The sequence below is a fragment of the Bacteroidota bacterium genome, from assembly GCA_034723125.1.
Classification (GTDB): Bacteria; Bacteroidota; Bacteroidia; order CAILMK01; family JAAYUY01; genus JAYEOP01.
In genome coordinates this window covers 1-10,829 of the sequence record JAYEOP010000113.1, presented here as the reverse complement: position 1 = coordinate 10,829, position 10,829 = coordinate 1, and the positions used below count along the sequence as shown (strand labels likewise).

Annotated in this window: 8 protein-coding genes; 2 read left to right on the top strand and 6 right to left on the bottom strand. The window is 29.6% G+C overall.

Going from position 1 to position 10,829, the window contains the following annotated elements; all coding sequences use genetic code 11:
* Positions 1-4,259, bottom strand: a 4,259-nt coding sequence (locus U9R42_03495) for a translocation/assembly module TamB domain-containing protein (GenBank protein ID MEA3495081.1), incomplete at its 3' end; no start/stop codon positions are given.
* 46 nt (positions 4,260-4,305) lie between these two features.
* Between U9R42_03495 and tsaD the strand changes: the two genes are divergently transcribed.
* The gene (gene tsaD, locus U9R42_03490; GenBank protein MEA3495080.1) at positions 4,306-5,310 is read left to right on the top strand and encodes a tRNA (adenosine(37)-N6)-threonylcarbamoyltransferase complex transferase subunit TsaD; all 1,005 of its coding nucleotides are present in this window, start codon (positions 4,306-4,308) and stop codon (positions 5,308-5,310) included.
* A 48-nt stretch (positions 5,311-5,358) separates the two neighbouring features.
* Here tsaD and U9R42_03485 read toward each other — a convergent pair whose 3' ends face one another.
* The 4 genes from U9R42_03485 to ileS are packed head-to-tail and all read right to left on the bottom strand — an operon-like array spanning position 5,359 to position 10,335.
* The gene (locus tag U9R42_03485) at positions 5,359-6,009 is read right to left on the bottom strand and encodes an ABC transporter ATP-binding protein (GenBank protein MEA3495079.1); all 651 of its coding nucleotides are present in this window, start codon (positions 6,007-6,009) and stop codon (positions 5,359-5,361) included.
* A 27-nt stretch (positions 6,010-6,036) separates the two neighbouring features.
* Positions 6,037-6,621: a lipoprotein signal peptidase gene (locus U9R42_03480; protein MEA3495078.1), complete on the bottom strand. Its 585-nt coding sequence runs from the start codon at positions 6,619-6,621 to the stop codon at positions 6,037-6,039.
* Complete coding sequence (locus U9R42_03475; protein MEA3495077.1) at positions 6,596-6,979, bottom strand: TraR/DksA C4-type zinc finger protein; 384 nt, start codon at positions 6,977-6,979, stop codon at positions 6,596-6,598. The genes U9R42_03480 and U9R42_03475 overlap by 26 nt, the downstream gene beginning before the upstream one ends.
* 2 nt (positions 6,980-6,981) lie before the next feature.
* Positions 6,982-10,335 (bottom strand): isoleucine--tRNA ligase, encoded by a 3,354-nt coding sequence (ileS, locus tag U9R42_03470; GenBank protein ID MEA3495076.1) that lies wholly within the window; start codon positions 10,333-10,335, stop codon positions 6,982-6,984.
* 71 nt (positions 10,336-10,406) lie between these two features.
* Between ileS and U9R42_03465 the strand changes: the two genes are divergently transcribed.
* The gene (locus U9R42_03465) at positions 10,407-10,532 is read left to right on the top strand and encodes a phosphotransferase (GenBank protein MEA3495075.1); all 126 of its coding nucleotides are present in this window, start codon (positions 10,407-10,409) and stop codon (positions 10,530-10,532) included.
* Between the two features lie 99 nt (positions 10,533-10,631).
* Here the strand turns inward: U9R42_03465 and U9R42_03460 are convergent.
* Positions 10,632-10,829 (bottom strand): T9SS type A sorting domain-containing protein (locus tag U9R42_03460; GenBank protein MEA3495074.1); only part of this gene is annotated, 198 nt, incomplete at its 5' end.

Sequence of the window (10,829 nt, the reverse complement as noted above, 5' to 3'; positions counted from 1 at the left end):
AATTTACTGTCTTTTTTAACTTGATAATCTACTCTAAAATTAGCATTAATATTCTCTACATCATAGCTTCCGCTTACTTTTACTCTATCGTCCAAAAAGCTTGTACTTAGTAATAAATCCAGTTCACGTTGATAGTATTTATTTTCCGCCTGATAATTTACCCCTATCTGAATATCTTCAATATATTTTGAACCAAACTGATTAGAAACCTGTGAAAGCCATTGAGAAACCTGTGAAGAAATTAGAGAACTAACATTTGTATTTATTCCACTCATATTGGTTCCACCTGAAACTCCTGTAGATACAGGCAAAAAACTATTTATTACTAAAAGGCTGATAACCTGCTTATTTAATTCTTCTTCATTATTTTTAATAATTCTTATTTGCTCATCAACAATATTTAATTGGCTACCACTTATTGAATTAGAACTCATTAAATCAAAATCAAGTTTTATTTTTGGTGCAAACAAAGATTCTGTTAATTTGAGTTTTGCCTCAACAGGAACTTTTTGTCTGTACGCATCTTCATGATATTCCTCAGGAATTAAATCAATAACAGAAGCCTCAAGACTATAAATAGCTTCAATATCCAAAATAGCATTTAAAGGATCACCTTTCCAAATTATTGAGCTTCCCTCTTTTACATTAAATCTTTTGCTAATAATATCAAGTGCTGTAAAAGTATAAGCACCATCATGTATAAAATAACTTCCATACATTCCTGTATTCCCCAGATGATCAATTTTTAAAGTTATGTTTCCTTTTCCTGTTGCTTTTATCAAATCCCTTGTTACAGGATTAAATATCAACTCAATATCTGCATTTGTATTTAATTCCAAATCAAGATTTAATGATATTTTCTTTTTAGAATTAACTGTTTCAAAACTATGTTGATTTGTATTAAATTCATCTGTAAACTTAATAAAATCATAATTTCCAAAAGTATTGTTGTCATAAGCTTTCAAATAAATTTTACTATCTTTTTCCGATTTAAGCTGAATATCAAGTTTTAGTTTTTCAGGTGGTCCTTTAAAATCAACTCTTCCCGATACAAAAGCATTTCCATAATACATATTGTTATCTTTTGCAGTAGTATTTATTGCATGAAAGTCAGAAGCAAGAATGCTAATATCAAGCATAAAATCTTTGAAAGAATTATGTTTAACTTTTCCAATTAATTTAGCTTTATTTCCTTTATCGTCTAAAAGCAAAATGTCTCTTAAGTAAATTCCTTTTTGGTCGATATAAATGTTGTCAGAAAAGCTGTACCTTGTTTTTAAGTAATTTACTGTAAATGCGGTGTTTTCAACATCTATTTTTCCAAGAATTTTATAATCCTCAATTGGTCCGTAAATTTTTATATTTGCAGATACTTCACCTCTCACATCAGAAACTATCTTCTTTAAAAAAGGTTCAAAATTTGATGATTCTGTTGAAGGAATATCCAATGTAAGATCAATATTATTAGTTTTTACCAAGTCGATACTTCCGCTAATATTAAAAACATCTTCCATTTCAAAATTCTTCAAATTACCATTTATAACTGTTCTAGCTGTAGCATTGTTATAGTTTGAGTACAAAGTTAAAACACCAAGGGAATCGCTTTGATTATAAATTATAGGGTTAAACCAAATTGCAGCATCAAAGTATGGATTTTTTAAGACATTAAATAAAACTAATTGACCATTTAAAGCACCTGAAAAACTGCTTAAATCAACAGGAATATATTTATTAATTTGGTTAAAATCCAAGTTGTTTAAAACAATTCTTAAAGGATCAGAATCCTGTTCACTAATAGTTCCTAAGATTTTTATGTTACTCTCTCCTTGATTCATTTGCAAATATTGAATAAATACTTCACCTTTGGGTTTAATAATAATATCATCAGATTCAATTAGCCATTTTTCATTGTTGGCAATCATCATTTCCGAATTTTCTAAATTTACAATTACAGAATCTTTTTTTAATGACATATCACCAATCAAGGTTATATGATTATCAAGCTTTGGAGAATATAAATAAAGATTTAAATTTATACTATCATGCAAACTTTCAGCACTCAGATTTATATCTCTTGCGAGTAAAGAATCATTTTTAAAAACCTTACTCAAAGAGGAATATAGAACTAAAGTTTTGTATTTATTTGCTGTATTAATAATCAGATTTTTAATGTAAAAATCTTTGTAATAAATACCCGGTATGGTGGCATTTAATTTAACAATGTTTCGCTGCTTATCAAAAACGCCTTTTACTTTCGACCTATCTTCAAAAATCACTTTTGAGCCAAGCAATCTATTAAGAAATGAGGTATGGTGAAGGTTAATATCAAACTCAAGATATCTACTTGAATCCACTTTTTGATTTGAAGAAATAAAAGAAGAATCAACATATTTTGAAATAGATTGCTTCGCAAGATAAGGAATGTCTTTAATATTAAATTTACCTTCAAAAGTAGCATCAATCAACTCCGATTTAAGTTCTATTTTTTTTGTTCCGTTTTCTATTGTTGATGACAGTAAAGCTGTTTTTAAATTATAATTTTCATCTCTTGTTTTTAGGTCTGAGTTTAGTAAAAGTACTGTTCCTTCAATATCATCAATATTATTTGCTTTTAAATTAATTTCAACTATTCCATTTAAAAGCAAAGAATCGTTAGCGAAATGAAGTTTGTGAAGATTTACTTTTTTGAAATCAGCAGTAAACTTATATTCAGGTTTTAGCTGTGAAATGTCAATTTTCCCGTCAAAATCTAAATTAATATTTCTATCATCAATTTTTAAAAGTCCTTGAAATATCTTCTGTTCCATGTATCCATTAAATTGAACATTTTTGTAAAAATAATTATTAAACTCCAAATAATCAGCATCAGCCTTTATGTTGGCTTTTAAATTTTCAACAGTTACACCCTTGCCTTCTATTGAAGCAACCATATTCACTGCTCCAAGTTTACTTTTTTTTGTGCTAAACTCACCTAAATCAAAATTAACAAGATTTATTTTTCCTGAGTATGATGGGATACCTGTTTTAAATGGAATTTTAAAATTAATATCAGTTTTTACTTTACCGTAAGGAGTGTAAATATTTCCATAAGCAACAAAATCATTTACAAAACCTGTAAATCTACCATTAAATGTTATTTGTTTTGATTGAGAAAAATATTCAGGTATTTTTAATTTTGGTAATAATGAGTTTAAGTCTTTAAAAGTAACTTTTGAATTTTCTAATTTTACATCAATAAATGTTTCTGAAATTTCGGGTAAACCCTTAAAGCGAAATTGTCCTTTGTAATCAGAATTTTTACCAAATTGAATTTCGATTGCATCACTTTTCAAATCTTCTATTTTTCCATTAATACTTCCATTTATTACAACAAATTTTTCATTTGATTTTATTTCTTTTTGAAAGTATTTTAAATCATCCAAGTATAGTTTTGTATTTTCAAAATCGGCATCAAGGATAACATTTGTATTAACTTTTTTAAAGTCTCTGTATGTTTTATAATAAAATTTTAAATCACCTCTTATTTCACTACTGTTAAGATGTACTTTTAAATTATATAATTCCAACCTTGTAGAATCAACATAAAGATTTGCTTGAATATTATTTAATTCAAGTCCATTTTCTTCAAGTCCGGAAGCACTTACAATGTCAGCATTAAGTTTTCTATTATAAGATTTGAAATTTTTAAATTTAACATTAAGGTTGTTCATTGTGAAATTATCCCAATTTACTAATCCTTTATTTTTATGCCTGTCAGGTTTTTTATAATGTAATGTTACATTTCTCAATTCAAATTCATTAAAAACAATAGTTTTAGGAACATGATTAGGATCCTTATTTTTTACTCTCCAAATCAAATATTGAAAATTAAATCCTTTTCTTCCCTGATATTTTTGTGCAAATACTTCTGCATCTTCCACCAATAATTTTTTAAATTTCAATCTATTATTTCCTCGTCTAAAACCAAAATATTTAATTTCTACCCTTCTGACATTAGCCAATAAATTATTTTTGCTATCGTAAATTAAAACACTATCAAACTCAGCAGATGATAACTTTATAGTCAAAGATTTGATCTCAACTTTTACTAATAACTTTTTTTCAAGAAATTTTTCAACTAAATTTGCGGAATATTTTTTACCGTAATCTGTTTTTAATACAAAGATTGAAGTGATAATTATAAAAGAAAATAATAAAACAACACCCATAAGGATAAATTTCCCATATTTCATTGTAATTTTTTTGGGGTTATTTCCCATATTAACCTAATATTTAAGAGCCAATAAAGTTAAGAAATTAAAAGAAATGAGCATTATTTTAGCATTAGAATCTTCATGTGACGACACTTCGGCAGCAATTTTAAAGGATGGCAACATTCTTACCAATATTACTTCCAGCCAAGAAGTTCACAATAAATATGGTGGCGTAGTTCCTGAAATCGCTTCCAGAACTCATCAAAAAAACATTTTTTTTATAGTCGACACTGCCATTGAAAAAGCAAAAATCAGCAAAAAAGATATTGATGCAATTTCTTTTACAGCAGGTCCTGGTTTGATTGGTTCTCTTTTGGTTACTACATCATTTGCTAAAGGACTTGCCCTATCTCTTAACATTCCTCTTATTGGAGTTAATCATTTACAGGCTCATGTTTTGGCAAATTTTATTGATGAACCCAAACCAAAATTCCCTTTTTTATGTTTGCTTGTTTCGGGAGGACATACGCAAATATTAAGAGTTGACGACCATCTTCATTTTGAAATATTAGGGCAAACCCTTGATGATGCGGCAGGTGAAGCATTCGATAAAGCCGCAAAAATTATAGATCTTCCATATCCGGGGGGTCCCAATATTGACAAACACGCCAAAAGTGGAAATATTGATGCCTTTAGTTTTCCTACTCCTAAAATTAAAGCTCTTGATTTTAGCTTTAGCGGACTCAAAACATCCTTTTTGTACAGTGTTAGGGATGGGATAAAAGAAAATAAAAATTTTATAGCTGATAATTTAAACAACATTTGTGCATCATACCAGCATAGAATAGTTAGCTATTTGTTACAAAAATTAGAAAAAGCTTCAAAGGAAACAGGAATTAAAGAAATTGCATTAGCAGGTGGTGTAGCAGCAAATTCATATTTGAGAAAAAAATTAATTGAAAAAGCTGAAAAAAATAATTGGGAAACATATATTCCTGCTTCTCAATATTGTACAGACAATGCTGCAATGATTGCAATTACATCTTACTACAAATTCGAAAAGGGATTATTTGATAATCAAAGTATTAAAGCTTATGCACGACAAGAAAAATTATGAATGCTCTGATTTGTTTGCTCTAAGGGACTTCTACTATAACAAATCTTTTTAAACAATCTCCCCATCTTTCATTTTTATCACTCTATCAGACATTTGTGCAAGCTGTTGGTTGTGAGTTACAATTATAAAAGTTTGTCCGAGTTTTTTTCTTAATTCTAAGAATAGTTTGTGAAGTTCTTCTGCATTTTGGGTATCTAAATTCCCTGATGGTTCATCAGCAAGTATTATTTTAGGGTCGTTTATTAATGCTCGTGCAACAGCAATACGCTGGAGTTCTCCTCCCGAAAGTTGTGATGGTTTGTGTTCAAGCCTATCCGATAAGCCAAGATAATACAGTAGTTCTTTGGCTTTTTTTATGGTTTTTGTTTTATTCTTTTTTGAAATATAAGCAGGGATGCAAACATTTTCAACTGCTGTGAATTCAGGTAAAAGATGATGGTGCTGAAATACAAAACCAATATTTTGACTTCTAAAATCAGAGAGTTTAGAGGATTTTGTATTTGTGATGTTTTGTTCATTAATAATTATTTCACCTTTATCAGCTTTATCAATTGTTCCAAGGATGTGAAGTAAAGTACTTTTTCCTGCTCCTGAAGGTCCTGCAATTGCAACTATCTCATTATGTTTTATTTCAATATTAATATTTTTTAATACTTTTAAAGTACCATAAGATTTTTCTATTCCTTTTGCAATTATCATTACAAGAAATTTTTATTAATGAGTATGTTATAAGGTCTTAAGTGTTTTTCTGTAAAATAATAATATTGAAAAAGTACCGGTTGTTATTGCTGAATCTGAAATATTGAAAACAGGTCTAAAAAATATGAATCTGTTTCCTCCCCAAAGCGGAAACCAATCGGGATAATAGGTATCAATAATTGGGAAATAAAGCATGTCAACAACGCGTCCTTGTAAAAGTGATTCGTAATTAAAAAGAACTCCGTAAAAAATACTGTCGATAATATTTCCAACAGCACCTGCAAAAATAAGACTAACACAAATTACAAATCCTTGAGAATAGCCTTTTTTAACTATTGAAACGATAAAGTATCCGATAAAAAAGGCAGCGATTATTCTAAAAATTGTTAAAAAGATTTTTCCATTTTCCCCCCAAAACTCCAAGCCGAAAGCTATTCCGTTATTTTCTGTAAAGTGTAAAATAAACCAATTGCCAATAATATGATGTTCTTCTCCAATGATCATATTTGTTTTAATCCAAATTTTAAAAACTTGGTCAAAAACAAGAATAAGAATAATAACAATGGCTGGTTTAAGGAATTTCACTTTATGTTGTTTGCTTTTTTTTTGCATCTATACTTAAAGTAGCATGAGGTACAGCTTTCAATCTTTCTTTAGAAATGAGAATCCCTGTTTCTCTGCAAATTCCATAGGTTTTATTTTCAATGCGAACTAATGCTTTATCGAGATTATTGATGAATTTTCTTTGCCTGTCTGCAAGTCGGCTTAAGTTTTCTTTTTCTGCGGAAACGCTATTGTCATCAAGCATTTTATTCGCAGAATGAGTATCATGGGTTCCATGTTCATTAGGATTAAGTATTGAGTCATTAAGGAATATCAATTCATCTCTAGCTCTTAAAATCTTTTTGTCAATTATAACTTTAAATTCTTGTAATTCCTTATCATTATATTGATCTTTTATCATTTCCATTTCTACTTCTTTTTAATTTGAATACTTGTTTCTATTCCGTTTATTTCAATAATTTCTTTGTCTTGATTCTCAATTTTATCTTTAAATTCCAATATGTCTGCTAATGTTTCAGTGCAAATATAATCTTTATATTGATTTATTGCTTTATCAATTACTGTTTCTTTAACAATATTAATATGGATATGGTCTGTAACATCATATCCTTTTGCTTTTCTCAGGTTTTGAATACGATTAATTAATTCACGTGCTATTCCTTCATTTTTTAAATCTTCACTAATGTTGATGTCTAAAGCAACTGTTAGCTTACCAATATTTGCAACTAACCAACCTGGAATATCTTCCGAAAATATCTCTACATCAGAAAGCTCAATTTCAATATCGTTTCCGTTTGCATTAAATTTATAAACTCCTTCATTTTCAATTGTTGATATGTCTTTTTGTGTAAACTGCTTAACTTTTGCGGCAATATGTTTCATTAATTTGCCATATTTTGGTCCTAACTTTTTAAAATCAGGTTTTATTTTTTTTGTAATAATTCCAGATGTATCTGTTACAAATTCAATTTCTTTTACGTTAGTTTCCGAAAGAATCAGTTCTTCAATACTTTCAACTTGTTTTTTAAACTTCTTGTCAATAACAGGAATAAGTATTTTGTTTAGTGGTTGTCTTACTTTTATTGTTTCTTTTTTCCTTAGCGACAATACCATTGAAGAAGTTTTTTGAGCAATATCCATTCTTTCTTCAAGGTCAATATCTATATAATCGTTAATAAATTCAGGGAAATTTGAAAGATGTACAGAAGCAAAATTTTCTTTTTTTGAAATATCATTTAAGTTTTTAAAAATATTTTCAGCAAAGAAAGGTGCAATTGGTGAGATGAGTTTGCTAAGATTTATAAGACAATCATATAATGTTTGAAATGCAGAAATTTTATCATGTTCGTAATCTCCTTTCCAAAAACGTCTTCTGCTTAATCTTACATACCAATTGCTTAATTTATCCGATACAAAATCCTGAATTGCTCTTCCTGCTTTTGTCGGTTCGTAATTTTCGTAAAATTCTGTGGTCTTTTTAATTAGCGAGTTCATTTCAGAAATTATCCACCTATCGATTTCCGGTTTTTCCTCCAAAGGTATTTCTTTTTCTTTGTAAGAAAAATTATCAATATTTGCATAAAGTGCAAAGAAAGAATATGTGTTGAAAAGTGTTCCGAAAAACTTTCTTTTAACATCACTTACACCTTGTTTATCAAATTTAAGATTTTCCCATGGTTGTGCATTTGTTATCATGTACCAGCGTGTAGAATCTGCACCGTATTTATTAATTATATTAAAAGGGTCAACTGCATTACCAAGGCGTTTTGACATTTTATTTCCTTTGCTGTCTAAAACAAGTCCGTGAGAAATACATGCTTTGTAAGCAACTGAATCAAAAGTCATTGTAGCAATAGCATGAAGAGTAAAAAACCATCCTCGTGTTTGATCAACACCTTCGGAAATAAAATCGGCAGGAAAATAATTTTTCACTTCTTTGTTTTCAAAAGGATAATGAAATTGGGCATAAGGCATTGCTCCACTATCGAACCACACGTCAATAAGGTCGGGTTCGCGTTTCATCCTTTTTCCACTTTCGGAAACAAGGATAATGTCATCAACATAAGGGCGGTGTAAATCAAATATTTCATAATTTTTCTCACTCATGTCAGCAGGGTCAAAATCAGCAAGTGGATTATTTTTCATAAAAGCTTTTTCAACTGATTTTTCAATTTCAGTTTTTAGTTCTTTTACCGAGCCTATACATTTTATTTCATTACCATCTTCAGAAACCCAGATAGGAAGTGGTGTTCCCCAAAATCTTGAACGTGAAAGATTCCAATCAACAAGATTCTCAAGCCAGTTTTCGAATCTGCCTGTTCCTGTTGATTGTGGCTTCCAATTTATTGTTTTATTCAACTCAACTAATCTGTCTTTGAATGCTGTGGTTTTTACAAACCATGAATCAAGTGGATAGTAAAGAATAGGTTTGTCGGTACGCCAGCAGTGAGGGTAAGAGTGTTGATATTTTTCGGATTTAAATAATTTATTTTCTTTTTTGAGTTTTACAATTATTTCAATATCAACATTCTCATCTTTTTTAGGGTCAAAATTTTTATCGTATTCAGCTTTGACATATTTGCCTGCAAATTCACCCATTTCATCAATGAATTGTCCTTTTTTGTTGACCATAGTGAGAGAGCCGAGTCCGTTTTCTTTGGCAACTTTCATATCATCAGCACCAAAACTTGGGGCAATATGAACTATTCCTGTTCCATCTTCTGTTGTTACAAAATCACCGGCAACAACAACAAATGCTTTTCCATCTGTTGGTTGTGCAAAATCAAGTAATTGTTCAAAATTAATTCCTATAAGTTCTTTGCCTTTGAATTCATCAATAACTTTAAATGGAATTTTTTTATCTCCTATTCTGTAATCTTCAAATTTTATATCTTTGTTTTCTTCAGAGAAATATTTTCCTGCAAGTTCTTTGGCAACAACTACAGTTATTGGGTTTCCTGAATACCTGTTAAATGATTTTATTAGAACATAATCAATTTTTTTACCAATTGCCAAAGCAGTATTTGAAGGTAATGTCCAAGGTGTTGTCGTCCATGCAAGAATATGAACATCAGTTTCTGATTTGTCAAATAAAAACTGTGATTTTTCGTCTTTGATAACTTTAAATTGGCAAACTGCACTATTATCTTTTACATCTTTGTAACATCCTGGCTGATTAATTTCGTGAGTACTTAAGCCTGTTCCTGCTGCCGGTGAGTAGGGCTGAATTGTGTATCCTTTGTACAACAATCCTTTATCAAAAAGTTTTTTTAATAACCACCAAACAGTTTCAATATATTTGTTTTTGAAAGTGATGTAAGCGTCATCCAAATTAAGCCAATAGCCCATGCTTTGGGTAATTTTATTCCATTCTTCTTTGTATTTTAAAACATCATTTCTACAAGCATTATTATAATCTTCAACAGAAATTGATTTGCCGATGTCTTCTTTTGTAATACCGAGATTTTTTTCTACACTTATTTCAACAGGTAGCCCGTGAGTGTCCCATCCTGCTTTTCTTTTTACCTGATGTCCTTTTAAGGTTTTATATCTGCAAAAAATATCTTTTATTGTTCTAGAAATAACATGATGAATACCAGGAAGTCCGTTAGCTGATGGAGGTCCTTCATAAAAAACAAATTCTTTATTACCTTCTCTGGAACTAATACTTTTTTCAAAAATATTTTCATTGTTCCAAAATTCAGTTACTTCTTTTTCGTTTATCAAATGATCGTAATTCTTGTATTCTCTGTATTTCACCATTGAAATTTTTTTGCCGCAAATATCAGTAAATTTTTAGAAAAGAGAATTAGTAAGATGATTTTTTAAATTAAATGCAAGATGCAGGATGCAAGATGCAGGATGCAGGATGCAAGATGCAGGATGCAAGATGCAGGATGCAAGATGCAGGATGCAAGATGCAGGATGCAAGATGCAGGATACAAGATGCAGGTGCATAATGTAAGAACGTAGAGACAAATGGACATTTGTCTAAATCCATCAGGATGTCCAGAAAACAGGAAACAGGATGCAGGATTATCCCATATTTAATCGTTCCTTTAATGAATAAATATTTTTTCTGTTAAAATTTTATTTTCACTAAAGAACTGAATGATATATACTCCGGTTGGTAGGTTTTGATTAATTGAGTATTTGTGAGTATTTATTTTGTTAATTTGGGCTTTAAGTCTTTTTCCGTTCATTGATATTAAGTTATAATCAAGTACTTCAATATTGCTATTAATAGTTATTTCTTT